This window comes from Microbacterium sp. LMI12-1-1.1 (genome assembly GCF_040676455.1).
Taxonomy (GTDB): Bacteria; Actinomycetota; Actinomycetes; order Actinomycetales; family Microbacteriaceae; genus Microbacterium.
The window spans coordinates 977780-994173 of the sequence record NZ_JBEGIA010000012.1 but is presented as its reverse complement, the minus strand read 5'-3'; the positions used below and the strand labels follow the sequence as shown (position 1 = coordinate 994173).

Annotated in this window: 12 protein-coding genes; 8 read left to right on the top strand and 4 right to left on the bottom strand. The window is 72.1% G+C overall.

Going from position 1 to position 16394, the window contains the following annotated elements; all coding sequences use genetic code 11:
- Window positions 1-7: 7 nt before the first annotated feature.
- The 3 genes from MRBLMI12_RS12995 to MRBLMI12_RS12985 form a co-directional block, all read right to left on the bottom strand.
- The gene (locus MRBLMI12_RS12995; protein ID WP_363356877.1) at window positions 8-1729 is read right to left on the bottom strand and encodes a hypothetical protein; all 1722 of its coding nucleotides are present in this window, start codon (window positions 1727-1729) and stop codon (window positions 8-10) included.
- Window positions 1730-1934: 205 nt separating this feature from the next.
- Window positions 1935-3848, bottom strand: coding sequence for a M3 family metallopeptidase (locus tag MRBLMI12_RS12990; protein WP_363356876.1), 1914 nt, complete (start codon window positions 3846-3848; stop codon window positions 1935-1937).
- A 62-nt stretch (window positions 3849-3910) separates the two neighbouring features.
- Window positions 3911-4498, bottom strand: a complete 588-nt coding sequence (locus tag MRBLMI12_RS12985) for an NUDIX hydrolase family protein (protein ID WP_349426290.1) — start codon at window positions 4496-4498, stop codon at window positions 3911-3913.
- A 97-nt stretch (window positions 4499-4595) separates the two neighbouring features.
- On the opposite strand from MRBLMI12_RS12985, the gene MRBLMI12_RS12980 reads away from it, so the two are divergent.
- From MRBLMI12_RS12980 to MRBLMI12_RS12960, 5 genes are all read left to right on the top strand, one after another.
- The gene (locus MRBLMI12_RS12980) at window positions 4596-5219 is read left to right on the top strand and encodes a hypothetical protein (protein ID WP_349426289.1); all 624 of its coding nucleotides are present in this window, start codon (window positions 4596-4598) and stop codon (window positions 5217-5219) included.
- Between the two features lie 79 nt (window positions 5220-5298).
- On the top strand, window positions 5299-5964 hold the full coding sequence (locus tag MRBLMI12_RS12975) for an alpha/beta hydrolase (RefSeq protein ID WP_363356875.1): 666 nt from the start codon (window positions 5299-5301) through the stop codon (window positions 5962-5964).
- Between the two features lie 272 nt (window positions 5965-6236).
- The gene (locus MRBLMI12_RS12970; protein ID WP_363356874.1) at window positions 6237-7913 is read left to right on the top strand and encodes an ABC-F family ATP-binding cassette domain-containing protein; all 1677 of its coding nucleotides are present in this window, start codon (window positions 6237-6239) and stop codon (window positions 7911-7913) included.
- Between the two features lie 104 nt (window positions 7914-8017).
- Window positions 8018-8200 (top strand): PspC domain-containing protein, encoded by a 183-nt coding sequence (locus MRBLMI12_RS12965; protein ID WP_349426284.1) that lies wholly within the window; start codon window positions 8018-8020, stop codon window positions 8198-8200.
- Between the two features lie 60 nt (window positions 8201-8260).
- Entirely contained in the window at window positions 8261-8443 is a 183-nt protein-coding gene (locus MRBLMI12_RS12960) for a PspC domain-containing protein (RefSeq protein ID WP_349426283.1), read from the top strand.
- Window positions 8444-8485: 42 nt separating this feature from the next.
- Here the strand turns inward: MRBLMI12_RS12960 and MRBLMI12_RS12955 are convergent, their stop codons facing one another.
- On the bottom strand, window positions 8486-8962 hold the full coding sequence (locus MRBLMI12_RS12955; RefSeq protein ID WP_363356872.1) for a hypothetical protein: 477 nt from the start codon (window positions 8960-8962) through the stop codon (window positions 8486-8488).
- Window positions 8963-9073: 111 nt separating this feature from the next.
- Between MRBLMI12_RS12955 and MRBLMI12_RS12950 the strand changes: the two genes are divergently transcribed.
- The 3 genes from MRBLMI12_RS12950 (at window position 9074) to MRBLMI12_RS12940 (ending at window position 16298) form a co-directional block, all read left to right on the top strand.
- Entirely contained in the window at window positions 9074-14023 is a 4950-nt protein-coding gene (locus MRBLMI12_RS12950; protein WP_363356871.1) for an Lhr family ATP-dependent helicase, read from the top strand.
- Entirely contained in the window at window positions 14016-14804 is a 789-nt protein-coding gene (locus MRBLMI12_RS12945) for a DNA-formamidopyrimidine glycosylase family protein (protein WP_363356870.1), read from the top strand. The genes MRBLMI12_RS12950 and MRBLMI12_RS12945 overlap by 8 nt, the downstream gene beginning before the upstream one ends.
- Before the next feature lie 285 nt (window positions 14805-15089).
- Window positions 15090-16298 carry an ABC transporter ATP-binding protein gene (locus MRBLMI12_RS12940; protein WP_363357056.1) on the top strand — a complete coding sequence of 403 codons (1209 nt, stop codon included), beginning with the start codon at window positions 15090-15092 and terminating at the stop codon, window positions 16296-16298.
- The last annotated feature ends 96 nt before the right edge of the window (window positions 16299-16394 follow it).

The window sequence follows — 16394 nt, the reverse complement described above, 5'->3', positions numbered from 1 at the left end:
CCGGGGGTCAGTGGTCGCTCTGCTCGTCGTCGTCGCTCTGCTCGTCGGGGGCGTTCTCGCTCACCCCGCCGTCGGCGTCCTCTGTCGCGACTTCCACGTCGGCCTCCGCCTCCGCACCCTCGGCGTGGCTCGGCTCGGCCACGGACGGATCGGTCCCGGCGGGATCAGGGTCGACGCGCTCAGCGCCGTCGCGCTCGGCCTCGGCGGGCTCGAACTCGACCGGCTCGACGTCCGCAGCCTCGCCGGGCTCGGCATCCGCCGGCTCCAGGTCGACGTCCGCGATCGCGGCGGCGTCCTCCCCCGCGACGGCCGCCGTGATCGACGTCTCGGGGCGGATGAGCTCCTTCACCTCGGCCATGAAGCTCATCAGCTGGTGCTGCTGCCAGCGCAGCTGACGCGTGCGGTCCTCGGCGTCGCGCAGCACGGCCTGCGAGTGCGTCGTCACCAGGTCGATGATGCGCTCCGCCTTCACGTGCGCCCGCTCGAGGTGCTCTCGCGCCCGCACCTGTGCGTCAGCCTCGATCTGCTGCGACTGCGCGCGCATCAGCCGCTCGAAGTCCTCGGCCTTCACCGACACGCGCTGCGCGTGATCGAGCGACGCGGTGACCTGGTCGTTGGCGTCCTGCGTGATGCGCTCGGCATGGGCGACCGCCTGGTTGTGCAGCACGAGGAACTCCTGGTGCGCGTCATCCTGCCGGCGGGTGAGGGATGCCTCGAACTCGAGTGCCCGCAGGCGCAGCTCGCGCACCGCCTCCTCGGCGTCGGACCGATCGCGTGCCGTCTCGCGCGCGACGGCGGAGCGCAGCACGGCCGCCCCCTTCTCCGCCTCGGAGCGGATGGCCGCAGCCTCGCGCTCGGCCTGCGACACCTTCTCGGCGGCGTGCGCCGCCTCGCGCTCGATGCGCGCTTCATGGGCGGTCAGTTCGGTGTCGATCTTGAGCCGCACCTGCTGGGCCTCGTGCTGAGCCTGCGAGAGGATGGCCTCCGCCTCGGCCAGCGCCGACGAACGGCGGTTCGCGATCTCTTCGCGGGCCGCCTCGAGCAGACGATCGCCCTGGACGCTCGCGTTGCGGATGAGGAGGCTGGCCTGGTCCTCGGCGACGCGCAGCACCTCTTCGAACTGCTGGCGGTTCGGCGACTCCGTCGTCGCGCCGACCAGCTCGTCGCTCAGGGTCTGCACCCGCTGCTCGGCGTCGGCGAGCTTCGCGTTCGCGAGTTCGATCTCGCCTCGCAGCCGCTGGACGATGTCGCCTTCCTCGTCGCGGGCGGCGGAAGCCTCGGCCGCGACCCGCTCGAGCTCGGCCCGACGGCCCTCCTCGGCCTCGGTGAGCGCCGCCTCGAGCCGCTCGATCTCGTCCTGCTTCGCCTCGAGCGCGGCATCCAGCTCCGCACGGCGGCCGGCGATGGCGGCGTCGATCTCGGCCTGGCGCTTCTCGGCGGCCGCCTGGAGCTCCGCCTCCAGGCGCTCCGCCTTGGCGCGGCTCTGCGCGACCGCAGCACCGGCACGACGCTGGTGCTGCTTCAGCTGCGCGACCTCGTCGTGGGCCGCGCGCACGCGCGCGTCGAGCCCGGCGATCGCGGCGTCGACCTCTTCCTTGTCGTACCCGCGGAACGTCGTCGTGAAGCCCGACCCGAACGAGGTCGTCGCCGGGTCGCCGCCGATGAGGTTGTCGAAGGGGGTCGGGTCGTCCTGGCCCGGATTACCGGCGCTCACGGCGTGGTCGGACATCGGTGTGTCTCCGCTTCTGGCTTGCTGTGTCGGCGAGTGCGCTCGGCGGAGGCGTGCGTCCTGCCCCACGGCGCAGGCGAACGTATCGCCTCGCGCGCGAGCAGCGGTGGCCGCACCGTCCTCGACGACACCGGGGGGTTGTGTCGCAGGTGACTGCGTATCAGGGTAGGTGAACCCTACATCCCCCGGCTGTGGCGGCGAAACGTCAGATGCCGGCGAGCCACTCCCGGTACGCCTCGAACGACGACGGGCGGCCGAGGAACGCCTCGACGAGGTCGTTCGCGTCGCGCGATCCGCCCCGTTCGAGCACCTCGGAGCGGTAGCGTCGCGCGGCCTCGGCATCCATGAGTCCGCCGGCGAAGCCGCTCAGCAGGTCGCGCGCGATCACGAGGCTCCACTGGTACGTGTAGTAGCACGCGCCGTAGCCGGTGAGGTGGCCGAACCCCGCGTAGGAGTGGAGCCCCGGCAGCGGCTGGACCGGGCTGGCGGCCGCGTAGAGCCGCTCGGTCTCGGCCTGCAGATCGGCCGGCCGATCCACGTGCAGGTGGTACGACACGTTCGCGTGCCCGAGCTGCCGGCGCACCTCGAGCGCGCGTCCGAACGCGTCGGCGGTGCGCATCCGAGCCACGAGGTCGGCGGGAATGGGCTCGCCCTGCGCGTCGCCGCTGAACGAGGCGAGCACCCCGGCATCCCATGCCCACTCCTCGAGCAGCTGGCTCGGTGCCTCGACGAAGTCCCATTCGGTCGCCACTCCGCTGAACCGCGCGAATCGCTGGCGGCCGCCGAGGATGTCGTGCACCAGGTGACCGAACTCGTGGAAGAAGGTCACCACCTCGTCGTGCTCGAGAAGGCCGCGCGAGAAGTTGCACAGCAGCGCGGCCTCGGGGAGCACCCGGCCCGCCACGCCGGGTGCCAGCGGGAAGCACGCTGCGTGGCTGAACTTGCCCTCCCGCGGGTGCAGGTCGAGGTGGATGCGTCCGAGCCGCTCGTCGCCGCGCATCACGTCGAACGACTGCACGTCCTCGTGCCAGGCATGAGCGTCGACCGGCACGTACTGGACGTCGAGCAGGCGGCCGGTGACATCGAGCACGCCCGACACGACCCGCTCGAACGGGAAGTACGAGCGGACCAGCTGGGCGTCGACGTCGTACTGCTCGCGCTTGATCGCGCCCAGCAGGTACCAGAAGTCGGCGATGGTCACGACCTCCGCATCGGGGACGTCGCGCCGCAGCCGCTCCAGCAGCTGCGGGTACTCCGCCTGCGCCGCCGAGCGCGACGCATCGTCGAGCCGGGAGAGGAACGCGGGGATCGCCGCGCCCGACCCGATCATGCGGGTCTCGGTCTCGTAGTCCGCCCAGTCGGGATACCCGAGCAGCCGGGCACGCTCGGCGCGGACGTCGAGCAGTTCGGCCAGGATCGCGTCGTTCTCGGGCCACGCGAGGTCGTTGTAGGCGCTCACCAGGGCGATCCGCGTCGCGCGGTCGCGGGCGTAGTCGCGGACCGGCATGAGGTCGGGGTAGTCGGTCGACAGCGTCACCCGCCCGTGCTCGTCGGCCGGGTGGGAGTCGAGGAAGTCCTGCGGCATGCCCGCCAGTCCGTCCGCGGGAACGGTGATCTCGCGACGCCCGTCGCGGATGTTCCGCGAGAACGCCAGCGACAGCTCGGTGTCGCGGTCCGCCAGCTGCCGGGCGCGCTCGCGGTCGGCATCGTCGAGCTCGACGCCGCCGCGCCGGAAGTCGCGCAGCAGGTGGGCGAGCAGCCGCGCCTGATCGTCGTCGAGCGCGGTCGCCGACGCATCCGCGAAGGCGTTCCAGAGATCACGGTCGAGAAGCCGCGCCGCCGAGAGCGACTCGACCATCTGCACCTGAGCCTCGGCGCGCTCGCGCACGGCCTGATCGGGGTGAGCCTCGCTCAGGACGTAGGCCTCGCTGAGGGCCTCGCTGAGGGCGATGTCGGCGTCGTTCCACAGCTCCAGACGCTCGACGGTCGTGAGCGACGACTCGGACTTCAGCCGCCCATCGATCTCGCGGACCCGGGCGATCCGGGCGCCGGGGCGCTCATCGGCGAAGGCCGCCCATCCGGCGGCGTCGGACGGAAACGGCAGAGGCTCGAAAGTCACCCTGCGAGCCTAAAGGCGACGCCGCCGGTTCGCGAAGAGATCCGGCGCCGGGCGCCGATCGGTCAGCGCAGCGCGCCCACGCTCGCGAGAGCCATGCGCACCAGAGTCCCCCGGCCGCCTTCCATCTCGGCCGAGAGTGCGTCGGATGCCGCTTCCTCCGGAGTCAGCCAGGTGACCTCGAGGGCATCCTGACGGGGCTCGCAGGTGCCGGTCACCGGCACGACGAACGCGAGCGACACCGCATGCTGGCGGTCGTCGTGGTAGGCGGTCATGCCGGGCAGGGGAAAGTACTCGGCCACGGTGAACGGCGTCGGCTGCGGCGGGAGCATCGGGAACGCCATCGGGCCGAGGTCGTTCTCGAGGTGGCGGAAGAGGGCGTCGCGGACCGTCTCGCCGTAGCGGACGCGGCCCGAGACGATGGTGCGCGAGATCTCACCCACCGGTGTCGCCCGCAGCAGGATGCCGACCTGGGTGACCTGCCCCATCCCGTCGGTGCGCACCGGCACACCCTCGACGTAGAGCATCGGCAGCCGGCGGCGCGCCTCCTCCAGCTCGATGTCGCTCAGCCAGGCCGGATTCGAGATGTTCCCCGCCGGCGGGCCGAACGGCTCGTCGCCCGCAGGTTCGGGGTCAGGGGTGCGCACGGACATGCCTCCTGTATACCCGCTCCGTCCCGATCCTGCCGCGCGTCCTCCGCACCGAGGCGGATGCGTCATTATTCTGAGGGCATCGTTTCGGGAGGACGCCATGGCCGAGGACCCGCCGCAGACGCGCATCAGCCGCATCCAGGACATCGTGGGCGTCTTCGTGCTGTCGATCACAGCGGTGCTCACGGCGTGGTGCGGCTTCGAGTCGTCGAAGTGGGGCGGCGAGATGTCGATCGCGTTCAGCGAGGCGTCGGGCGCCCGCATCCAGGCCGCGAGTGCCGAGAACGAGGCGCGGGCCGCTCAGCAGTTCGACCTGTCGGTCTACGCGCAGTGGGTGCTGGCCGAGGGCGAGGGCGACACCGAGCTGGCGCAGTACATCCAGGAACGCTTCCAGCCGTGGTTCACGGTCGCCTTCGACGCGTGGCAGGCCGACGGGATGGTCGAGAACGCTCCCTTCGCCCGCGACGAATACGTGCCGCCGGGCGAGGTGGAGGCGGTGGAGCTCAACGAGCGCGCGGACGCCAAGTTCGCCGAAGCCCTCGAGAGCAACCAGCGCGGCGACAACTACTCACTTCTGACGGTGCTGTTCGCCCTCGTGCTGTTCCTGACCGCGATGTCGCAACGCGATGTGCGGACCTGGATCGGTCGGGTGCTCCTCGGGCTCGCATTGGTCGTGATGACCGTGGGGATCGGCATCCTCCTCACCTTCCCGATCAAGATCTGACCGGCCCGACCGGAGGCTGCCGTCTGCGGCGCTCGGATCCGCCCTTCGCCGTGTCGGCCGCCGATGGGAGGATGAGGGCATGCCGGAAGCGCTCGTCCTCGACGCCGACGCCGTGCTGTGGTCGACCGACCGGTCGGCCGTCGCCGGCCGGCACCTGCTGCTGCTCCTCCACGGCTACGGCGCCGACGAGCACGACCTCTATCCGCTGCGTCAGTACCTGCCCGAGGCATTCGCGGTCGCAAGCCTCGCCGCGCCGCTCGCACCCCCGTGGCCGGCCCCGGGACGCTCCTGGTATCCGATCGAAGGGCTGGAGGGGCGCGACGCCTCGCACGTGACCCGCGCCGCCGAGGCGGTCATCACGTGGATCGACGCGCACACAGCGGGTGCGGCATCCATCGGCCTCCTCGGCTTCTCGCAGGGCGGTGCGGTGTCACTGCAGGCGATGCGCCTCGAGCCGCAGCGCTTCGCGTACGCCGTCAACCTGTCCGGCTACGTCACACCCGGCGAGCTGCCGGGGGACGCCGCGCTCGCCGAGCTGCGGCTGCCGGTGTTCTGGGGCCGGGGGACGAACGACGACGTCATCCCGGAGTTCGTCGTCGCGCACACCACGCAGTGGCTGCCCGAGCACGCCGAACTCAGCGGCCGCGTCTACCCGGGCCTCACGCACAGCGTCTCGGAGCAGGAGCTCGCCGATGTGGCGGCATTCCTGGACAAGCGGCTGACGGCTCTCGACGCGGTCGACTGATCGCGTTCCCTGGCCATGGTCAGCATCGTCCGCTATGGTGTCTCACGGCCTTTGTCCCCTCGGTGAGGAACTCCCTTGAAGCTGATCGACGCGTCCGCGCTGTAATCGCGCTGCTCCGTCGACCCTCGACGTCTCGCAGCGCCTGACGATTCCGCGCTGCTCGTCGATCCATCGCTTCTCCTCCCGCGATGCCTCAGCCTTCCCAGGCCGGCACGTTCCGGACGGATCCCGCGGTCCCTCGATGTCAGCGCTCGACTGACATAGGAGGCCTCATGCCCGCACACACTCTCACACCCGTCATCGTCCTCGACCGGGTCTCATTCGCCTGGGCCGACGGCACCGTCGCCCTCGCCGACGTCTCCGGATCGTTCGGCACCGGCCGCACCGGCCTCGTCGGCCGCAACGGCTCCGGGAAGTCCACGCTGCTGCGCCTGATCGCCGGGGACCTCACGCCCTCCGCCGGGCACATCGCCCGGACAGCGGATGCCGCATACCTGCCGCAGCGGCTGACGCTCGACGTCGACCGCCCCGTCGCCGACCTGCTCGGCGTCGGCGACACCCTCCGCGCGCTGCGCGCCATCGAGTCCGGCGATCCCGATCCGCGTCACTTCGACGCGGTGGGCTCCGACTGGGACATCGAGGCGCGCGCGCACGCCGCGCTCGCCGAGGCAGGACTCGCACCCGACATGCTCGACCGCAGCGTCGGGCAGCTGTCGGGCGGCGAGGCGGTGCTCACCGCGATCGCCGGCATCCGTCTGCGCAGTCCCGAGATCGCGCTGCTCGACGAGCCGACCAACAACCTCGACCGAGACGCCCGCACGCGCCTGTACGACATGGTGCGCTCGTGGCGGGGCGCCCTCGTCGTGGTGAGTCACGACACGGCTCTCCTCGAGCTGATGGACGACACCGCCGAGTTGTACGCGAACGAGCTGTCGGTGTTCGGCGGTCCGTACTCGCAGTGGCGGGCATGGCTGGATGCCGAGCAGGGCGCCGCCCGTGACGCGGAGCGAGCGGCCCGCCAGGCCGTCAAACGCGAGAAGCGCCAGCGCATCGAGGCCGAGACCACCCTCTCGCGCCGCGCCGCGATGGGGCAGAAGGCGTACGAGGAGAAGCGCGTGCCGAAGATCGTCGCGAACGGACGCCGGATGGCGGCCCAGGTCTCGGCGGGCAAGCTGCGCGGCGAGAAGGCCGAGCGCGAGGCGTCGGCGCGCGAGGCCCTCGATGTCGCGGAGCGCCGCGTGCGCGACGACGACATCGTGAAGATCGACCTGCCCGACCCCGGAGTGCCAGCGGGCCGTCGCATCGCGACGCTCGGCGACGGCGAGCGGTCGTGGGTGATCCAGGGGCCCGAGCGGGTCGCGCTGATCGGCCCGAACGGAGCGGGCAAGACGACGCTGCTGGAGCGGCTGGTCGCCGAAAGCGTTCCGAACTCAGGAAGAGGTGCGGATGCCGGCGGTCACGACCCCGGGTTTCCGGGGTTCGACGCGGCAACCGCCTCACCGTTCCTGAGTTCGGTACGCGCCGAGCTGCACACCGACCGCGTCGGGTACCTCCCGCAGCGCGTCGACGGGCTCGACGACACGGCATCCGTGCTCGACAACGTCGTTCCGTCTGCGCCCGGCGTCACGATCGTCGAGCTGCGCAACCGGCTGGCGCGGTTCCTCATCCGAGGAGCGGCCGTCGAACGCCCGGTGGGAACGCTGTCGGGTGGCGAGCGCTTCCGCGTGGCTCTCGCCCGGCTCATGCTCGCCGATCCGCCGCCGCAGCTGCTCGTCTTCGACGAGCCGACGAACAACCTCGACCTCGACACGGTCGACCAGCTCGTCGACGCGATCGCCGCCTACTGCGGCGCGGTGCTCGCGGTGAGCCACGACGACGCGTTCCTCGAGCGCATCGGCGTCAGCCTCGTGCTCGAGCTCGACCGCGACGGCACGCTGACGGAGCGCTGAGGACGCACCGCGGCCGGGCTTCGTTCCCGGCCGCGGGCTGCTCCCCCGACGGTCCGGGGGCCAGCACCCGTGCGCCGGCGCCCCGACTCGCGGATGATGAACTCATGAACGCACTCGTGAGACCTCAGCAGGGCCGATGGATCGCCGGCGTCTGCGCCGCCGTCGCCAACCGCTTCGGGTGGAACGTGACCCTGATCCGGATCCTCACCGTCCTCGCCGTCGTCTTCTTCGGCCTGTCGCTGTGGATCTACATCCTGCTCTGGATCCTGGTCCCCTCCGAGCGCTGACGCCGGGGCTCCGCTCGCCCGCCCCTGGCGCGCAGGGGTGCGCCACGCCATGATGAACGCATGCATCGCCTGGTTCGTCCCAGACGGGGACGCATTCTCGCCGGGGTCTGCCAGGGCATCGCGGACCGTTTCGGCTGCAGCGTGGTGCCGGTGCGCGTGCTCACGGTCGCCTCGACCGTCTTCTTCGGCGTATCGATCCTGATGTACCTGCTGCTGTGGATCCTCATGCCGGACGAGAGCTGACGTCGGTCAGGGAGTGACGACAGCCTCCGCGAAGACCGCAGCTCACGGCCTCCTCGGCTCCTTGGTGCGTCCGGGGGCGCTGTCGCTGTTGCCGGGACCGCTGGAGGAGTCATCTTCCTCCTCCGTCGGCGGCGGCACCGTCGGCGCCGGAGCCGGAGCGGGCTCGACGGCCGCGTCCGTCTGCTCGTCTTCGCCGGCATCCGGCTCCGGCTCTGCGGGCGGGACCGTCGGACTGGGAGTGTGCAGAGGGGTCGGCGCCGGCGGTGTGGGGCGGGGAGTCACGCGCACCTCCGACGCCGGCGCGGGATCGGCGGGCAGCGGCGAGCGGTCGCCCTGCACCGCCGCGAACACCGCGGTGACGACGACCACGAGCGACAGCGCGAGGGCGCCGACCAGCGCTCCGAGTGCGAAGGTCTGCACCCGGCGCGAGCGCACCCAGGAGGCATCGGCGGCCGTGGGCGTGGCCGTGGGGGCGAGCGGCGCCGGGGTGTCCGACCCGCTCGAGGGCGTCGACTCCATCAAGGTCCTCGGCGGTGAGCGCGTGCGGGGGGACACGCGAGCACCGATCCTACGCGACCCGGTTGCGACCCGCCCTGGCCGGATGTCGGCGATCGCGACGAAGATGGAGTGATGGGAGACGTCCTCGAGCGGTTCGGTCCTGCCACGCAGGACTGGTTCCGTGGCGCCTTCCACGCCCCGACCGATGCCCAGAAGGGGGCCTGGCAGGCGATCTCGGCAGGCAAGCACGCGCTGGTGGTCGCGCCGACCGGCTCCGGCAAGACGCTGTCGGCGTTCCTGTGGGCGATCGACCGCGTCTTCCACGACAAGGCGGCGGCCCCGGTGTCCGCGTCCGCCTCCGGTCGGAAGAAGATGACGGATGCCGCGGCGCCCGCGACCCGGATCCTCTACATCTCGCCGCTCAAGGCGCTGGGCGTCGACGTCGAGCGCAATCTCCGCTCCCCGCTCGTCGGCATCGGCCAGTCCGCGCGCCGGCTCGGTCTCACGGTGCCCGACGTCACCGTGGGCGTGCGCTCCGGCGACACCCCGGCGGGCGACCGGCGCAAGCTCGTGCAGCGCCCGCCCGACATCCTGATCACGACCCCCGAGTCGCTCTACCTCATGCTCACGAGCCGTGCGGGCGAGACGCTGCGCGACGTGCACACGGTCATCGTCGACGAGGTGCATGCCGTCGCCGCCACCAAGCGCGGCGCGCATCTGGCGGTGAGCCTGGAGCGGCTCGACGCGCTCCGTCGCTCGTTCGCACCCGATGCCCCACCTGCCCAGCGCATCGGCCTGTCGGCCACCGTGCGGCCGATCGACGAGGTCGCCCGGTTCCTCGGGGGCGCCGAGCCGGTCGAGATCGTCGCACCCCGGGCGACGAAGTCGTTCGACATGAAGGTCGTCGTGCCGATCGGCGACATGCTGAATCCTCCGCCGCCGCCGAGCCCGTACCGATCCGACGACGACGCCTGGGCGGATCCGGCCGCCGCGTCCTCGGCCGACGGGCCGGCGGAGGCGATCGACGAGGACTGGTTCGCCGACGGGTCTGGGGCGGGTTCGGGGGGCGATCCGCGCCGGGCGTCCGGTGCCGGCGAGACCGAGATGACCGGGTCGGTCTGGCCGCACGTCGAAGAGGCCATCGTCGATCGCATCCTGCTGCACCGCTCCACGATCGTGTTCTGCAACTCCCGACGGCTCGCCGAACGGCTCACGGGCCGGCTCAACGAGATCTACTCCGAGCGTCTCGGTCTCGACCTGCCCGAACAGGCGGTTCCCGCGGCCATGATGGCGCAGGCGGGCGCGACGGCAGGAGCCGACCCTGTGCTCGCGAAGGCGCACCACGGGTCCGTGTCGAAGGAGCAGCGGGCGCAGGTCGAAGAGGAGCTCAAGTCGGGCGTCCTGCGGTGCGTCGTCGCCACCTCGAGCCTCGAGCTCGGCATCGACATGGGCGCCGTCGACCTCGTCATCCAGGTCGAGGCGCCGCCGAGTGCGGCATCCGGACTGCAGCGGATCGGCCGTGCCGGGCACCAGGTGGGCGAGGTCAGCCGTGCCGCGCTGTTCCCGAAGCACCGCGGCGACGTGCTGCACACCGCGATCGTGACCGAGCGGATGCTGGCCGGGCAGATCGAGGCGATCGCCATCCCGCAGAACCCGCTCGATATCCTGGCGCAGCAGACGGTGGCCGCAGCGGCGGTCGCGCCCGTCGACGTCGAGGGCTGGTACGAGACGCTCAAGCGGAGCGCCCCCTTCCGCTCGCTCCCCCGGTCGGCGTACGAGGCCACGCTCGACCTCATCGCCGGGCGGTTCCCGTCCGACGAGTTCGCCGAGCTCCGTCCCCGCGTCATCTGGGACCGCGATCTGGGCGTGCTCACCGGCCGCCCGGGCGCCCAGCACATCGCCGTGACCAGCGGCGGCACGATCCCCGACCGCGGCCTGTTCGGCGTCTTCATCGCCGGTGAGTCCCAGAACGCGCGCGTCGGCGAGCTCGACGAGGAGATGGTCTACGAATCGCGCGTGAACGACGTGTTCACCCTCGGCACGACCAGCTGGCGCATCGTCGAGATCACGCACGATCGCGTCAACGTGGTCCCCGCGTTCGGACAGCCCGGCAAGGTGCCGTTCTGGCACGGCGACGGCATCGGCCGCCCGGCCGAGCTCGGCGAGGCCCTCGGCAAGTTCTCCCGCGAGGTGTCGACGGCGAAGCCCGAGAAGGCCGAGTCGCGCCTGCACGACGCGGGCCTGGACGAGTACGCGCAGGACAACCTGCTGGCGTACCTCGCCGAGCAGCGCGAGGCCACCGGCACGCTGCCGACAGATCGTCAGCTGACCGTCGAGCGCGGGCGCGACGAGGTCGGCGACTGGCGCGTCATCCTGCATTCCCCGTACGGCATGCAGGTCCACGCGCCGTGGGCGCTCGCGGTCAACGCGCGCATCCGCGAGCGGCTGGGCGTCGACGGATCCGCTGTCGCCAGCGACGACGGCATCATCGCGAGGATCCCCGATGCCACCGCCGAGCCACCGGGTGCCGACCTCTTCGTCTTCGACCCCGATGAGCTCGACCAGATCGTGACCGAAGAGGTGGGCGGCTCCGCGCTGTTCGCCTCGCGGTTCCGCGAGTGCGCGGCGCGGGCGCTGCTCATGCCGCGGCGCAACCCCGGCAAGCGCACACCGCTGTGGCAGCAGCGCCAGCGGTCGGCGCAGCTGCTCGAGGTGGCCCGTCGGTACCCGACGTTCCCCATCATCCTCGAGACGCTCCGCGAGGTGCTGCAGGACGTCTACGACGTGCCCGCGCTCCTGCGGCTCATGCGCGGCATCGGCGAGCGCCGCATCCGCCTCATCGAGACCGAGCCCGCGCAGCCCTCGCCGTTCGCACGCGACCTGCTGTTCGGATACGTCGGCGCCTTCATGTACGAGGGCGATTCGCCGCTGGCGGAACGTCGGGCGGCCGCGCTCTCGGTCGACCCGGCGCTGCTGTCGGAGCTGCTCGGCAAGGTCGAGATGCGCGAGCTCCTCGACCCGGACGTCATCGCGCAGTTCGAGCGCGAGGCGCAGCGCCTCGATCCCGAGCGCCGCGCGCGCGGTCTCGAGGGCGTCGCAGACCTCCTGCGCCTTCTGGGTCCGCTCGACGCGACCGAGGCGGCCCTGCGGCTCGAGGCGGAGGGCGACGGCGTCAGAGGCGTTTCGTCTCGCTCCGCTCGCTCAACGACCGAACCTGGTTCCCGGTCGTTGAGCGAGGGAGCGCCAGCGACCGAGACGAAACGCCCCGAGCCCACGAGCGACCTCGAGCACGCGAGCCCAGGCGAGGCATCCGCTCTCCTCGACGCGCTGGTCGCGTCGCGGCGCGCGATCCCGGTGACGATCGCCGGCGCGACCCGCATCGCCGCGATCGAAGACGCCGGGCGGCTGCGCGATGCACTCGGGGTGGCTCTGCCGGTCGGCATCCCCACCGCGTTCCTCGATCCCGTCGCCGACCCGCTCGGCGACCTGCTCGCCCGGTACGCGCGCACCCACGGGCCTTTCACGGCGGATGCCGCGGCCGACCGCCTCGGCATCGGCGTCGCCGTCGCGCGCCATACCCTGCAGCGGCTCGAGTCGCAGGGCCGGGTCACGAGCGGCTTCTTCCTGCCCGACCCGCCGCCCGGCTCGGAGGACGGCTCCGCAACGCGCGGCGACGAGGCGGAGTGGTGCGACACCGAGGTGCTGCGCCGGCTGAGGATGCGCTCGCTCGCGGCGATCCGCGGCAGCGTCGAGCCGGTGCCGCAGCACGCCTATGCGCGCTTCCTTCCGGTGTGGCAGCACGTCACCCGGCCGCTGGAGGGCATCGACGGCGTCGCGGCGGTCGTGGAGCAGCTGGCCGGCGTGCCGATACCCGCGAGCGCCTGGGAATCCCTCGTGCTTCCCGCTCGGGTGGCCGACTACACACCGGGGATGCTCGACGAGCTGACCGCCACCGGCGAGGTCATCTGGTCCGGCCACGGCACGCTGCCGGGGCGCGACGGCTGGATCGCGCTGCATCCGGCTGACGCCGTGCCGCTGACGCTCTCCGTGCCCGACGACGCCGAGGAGATCGCGCCGGGGTCGCTCGATGCCCAGCTGCTGGCCGCGCTCGGCGGCGGCGGGGCCTACTTCGCCGCACAGCTGCGGCAGACGACCGGCGCCGAGAACGAGCAGTCGGTCGTCGACGCGCTGTGGCGGCTCACCTGGGCAGGACGGATCACGAACGACACCTTCGCCCCCGTCCGCGCGCTCGTGTCGGGCGGCTCGCAGGCGCACCGGGTCAGCCGGCGCGCCCCGCGGGCCCGCCTCTACCGGGGCGCCGCGGTGCGGTCGGTCGCGGCATCCGTCCCCGCCCGTCCGCCTGCGATCGGCGGGCGATGGTCGCTGCTGCCGGCGGCCGAGCCGGATGCCGCCCTGCGCGCGACGGCGACGGCGAGCCTGCTGCTCGACCGCTACGGCGTCGTCACCCGCGGCGCGGTGCAGTCCGAGGGCGTGCCGGGCGGATTCGCGCAGACCTATCGCGTGCTCGCGGGCTTCGAAGAGGCGGGTCACTGCCGGCGCGGGTACGTCATCGAGAAGCTCGGCGCGGCACAGTTCGCCGCCTCCGCCACCGTCGACCGGCTGCGCGAGTTCGCCGGTCTCTCCGACCCGCCGCCGCTGCGGGGCGTGACGCTCGCCGCGACCGATCCCGCGAATCCGTACGGTGCGGCGCTGGCATGGCCGGCGCTCGAGGGCGTCGGGCATCGCCCCGGACGCAAGGCAGGTGCGCTGGTCGTGCTCGTCGACGGCGCGCTCGCCCTGTACCTGGAGCGTGGCGGCAAGTCGGCACTCGCGTTCACGGGCGACGAACCGGTGCTCGCCGCCGCCACGCGGGACCTCGCGGCGACCTCTCGGGCGCGACGGCTCGACACCCTGACCATCGAGCAGGTCAACGGCGCCTTCGTGTACGGCACCGCAGTCGGCCGGGCGCTGCGGGATGCCGGCTTCGTGGAGTCGCCGCGCGGGCTCACCCTGCGGCGACCCACGGCTGGTGCTGCGCGACAGGCTCCGGGACCGGAGGACCGGGCGGGCGCGCGTGCCTGAAGGCGACACCGTCTTCCGCACGGCCCGCCGCCTCGATACCGCGCTGGCGGGGGCGACGGTGACGCGGTTCGAGCTGCGCGTCCCGCAGGCGGCCACGATCGACCTGCGGGGCGAGGTCGTGCACGGCGTGGTCTCGCGCGGCAAGCACCTGCTCCATCGCATCGGGTCGTGGACGCTGCACACCCACCTCAAGATGGAGGGCGAGTGGCACGTGTACCGGCACGGCGAGCGGTGGCGCGCGCCGGCGTTCCGTGCCCGAGCGGTGATCGGCGCGACCGCGCCGGACGGCACCGAGTGGGAGACGGTCGGCTTCGACCTCACCGACATCAAGGTGGTGCCCACCGCCGACGAGGACGAGCTCGTCGGCTACCTCGGCCCTGACCCGCTGTCCGAATCGTGGGACCCGGTGGAGGCGGCTCAGCGCCTCGGGGCCGACACCCGCGCCGTGCATGTCGCTCTCCAGGACCAGCGCAACATCGCCGGATTCGGCAACGAGTACGTCAACGAGATCCTGTTCGTGCGCGGCATCCTTCCGACGACGCCGGCGGACGAGACGGATGCCGCCGCGATCGTGGACCTCGGCGCGCGCATGATCCGCGCCAACCGCAACCGGTCGGGCCGCACGTTCACCGGCGACGAGCGCTCCGGACGATCGACCTGGGTCTATCGCCGTGAGGGCCGGCCGTGCCGGCGGTGCGGGACCCTCATCCGCGGCGGAAGCCTCGGTGCGGATCCCACCCGCGAGCGCATCGTCTTCTGGTGTCCGTCCTGCCAGCGCTGATCCTCTTCCAGCACGCTTTCATCACGATGCCGGGCGGACGAACTGTCGCCCGGGAGCTGAGCATCCGTTCGTCGCCGCGCGTGCGCCGTTGAAACACCGCGGATTCCTGGCCGTTACACAAGTCCGGACGAAGTGTCGTGCCGGAGGCCGCAGGCACCCCGGATCGTCTGGTTAGGCGGCGGCCGCATTGCGGGTGACCACGTCCCCCTATTGAATACTCGACACACCCGATCGGCCGTGCAGCGTTGCGCGGCCCGCGACCAGAAGGACCCTCACGAGGTGACGATGTCCACAGGCACGGCGACCGCAGCGGCAGACCCCGCAGAGCAGGTTCCCAGCGAGAGCGAGGCCCCGCGCGGGGCAGTCGTCCTGTCGGGGATCACGAAGTACTACGGCGAGCAGCTCGCCGTCGACGACCTGTCCCTGACGATCCAGCCGGGTGAGTTCATCTCGCTCCTGGGCCCCTCCGGCTGCGGCAAGACGACGACGCTGCGGATGATCGCGGGGTTCGAGCGGCCGGATGCCGGCGACATCCGCATCTCGGGGCGCTCGGTGCTCGCGGCGCCGCCGTACAAGCGCGACGTCAACACGGTCTTCCAGGCGTACGCCCTGTTCCCGCACCTGTCGGTCGCGGAGAACGTCGCGTACGGCCTTCAGCAGCGCCGGACTCCGAAGTCCGAGGTCCGCGAGCGGGTCACCCAGGCGCTCGACATGGTGCAGATGCGGCGTTTCGGCGACCGCAAGCCCACGCAGCTGTCGGGCGGCCAGCAGCAGCGCATCGCGCTGGCACGGGCGCTGGTCAACCGCCCCGCCGTGCTGCTCCTCGACGAGCCGCTCGGCGCGCTCGACCGGCAGCTGCGCGAGGAGATGCAGCTCGAGCTGAAGCTCCTGCAGTCGCGACTGGGCATCACGTTCGTCTTCGTCACTCACGACCAGGGCGAGGCCCTCTCGATGAGCGACCGGATCGCGATCATGCGCGCGGGTCGCATCGAGCAGCTCGCCGACGCCGACACGGTGTACGCGCGTCCCGCATCGGCGTACGTGGCGGCGTTCGTCGGCCAGCAGAACTTCTTCCGCGGCCCGGCGGCCGAGGCGGGTGCGGCGATCACCTCGCCGCACGCGCTGGTGCGCGCCGCATCGCCCGTGCTCACCAGCACGAACCTCGGCGAGGCGGCGGTGCGGCCCGAGTTCATCCGGATCGACAAGGACCCCTCGGCGGGCTCGGGAACCGCGACCGGCGCGAGCCTGTCCGAGGCGAACACGACCCACGGCGAGCTGATCGGCGTCTCTCATCTCGGCGACACGATGCAGTACCTGGTGCGGCTCGGTCCCGACCAGAGCCTGATCGTGCGGCGGCCCACGCCGGACGCCCCGGCGCTCGTCGTCGGCGACCACGTGGTGTGCGCGTGGGGAGCGCACCACGTGCTGCTCTTCCCCGCCGCCGACGACGCGGCCGCCGAGCAGGGCGGCTACATCGCGCCCCCGACCGCCTGACAAGACCGACCGCCTGACCCGAACAGCACGCCCGACCCGACGCACGCCCTCAGCCGCGGCATCCGCCTCACCGGCTCCCGACCCGACCAGGAGTAC

Excerpts from the sequence above, each read along its gene's own strand:
- MRBLMI12_RS12980 (WP_349426289.1), top strand. The coding sequence starts at position 4,596 with ATGGCCGAGGACCCGCCGCAGACGCGCATCAGCCGCATCCAGGACATC.
- MRBLMI12_RS12955 (WP_363356872.1), bottom strand. The coding sequence starts at position 8,962 with ATGGAGTCGACGCCCTCGAGCGGGTCGGACACCCCGGCGCCGCTCGCC.
- MRBLMI12_RS12940 (WP_363357056.1), top strand. The coding sequence starts at position 15,090 with ATGTCCACAGGCACGGCGACCGCAGCGGCAGACCCCGCAGAGCAGGTT.
- MRBLMI12_RS12970 (WP_363356874.1), top strand. The coding sequence starts at position 6,237 with ATGCCCGCACACACTCTCACACCCGTCATCGTCCTCGACCGGGTCTCA.
- MRBLMI12_RS12985 (WP_349426290.1), bottom strand. The coding sequence starts at position 4,498 with ATGTCCGTGCGCACCCCTGACCCCGAACCTGCGGGCGACGAGCCGTTC.
- MRBLMI12_RS12965 (WP_349426284.1), top strand. The coding sequence starts at position 8,018 with ATGAACGCACTCGTGAGACCTCAGCAGGGCCGATGGATCGCCGGCGTC.
- MRBLMI12_RS12995 (WP_363356877.1), bottom strand. The coding sequence starts at position 1,729 with ATGTCCGACCACGCCGTGAGCGCCGGTAATCCGGGCCAGGACGACCCG.
- MRBLMI12_RS12960 (WP_349426283.1), top strand. The coding sequence starts at position 8,261 with ATGCATCGCCTGGTTCGTCCCAGACGGGGACGCATTCTCGCCGGGGTC.
- MRBLMI12_RS12975 (WP_363356875.1), top strand. The coding sequence starts at position 5,299 with ATGCCGGAAGCGCTCGTCCTCGACGCCGACGCCGTGCTGTGGTCGACC.
- MRBLMI12_RS12950 (WP_363356871.1), top strand. The coding sequence starts at position 9,074 with ATGGGAGACGTCCTCGAGCGGTTCGGTCCTGCCACGCAGGACTGGTTC.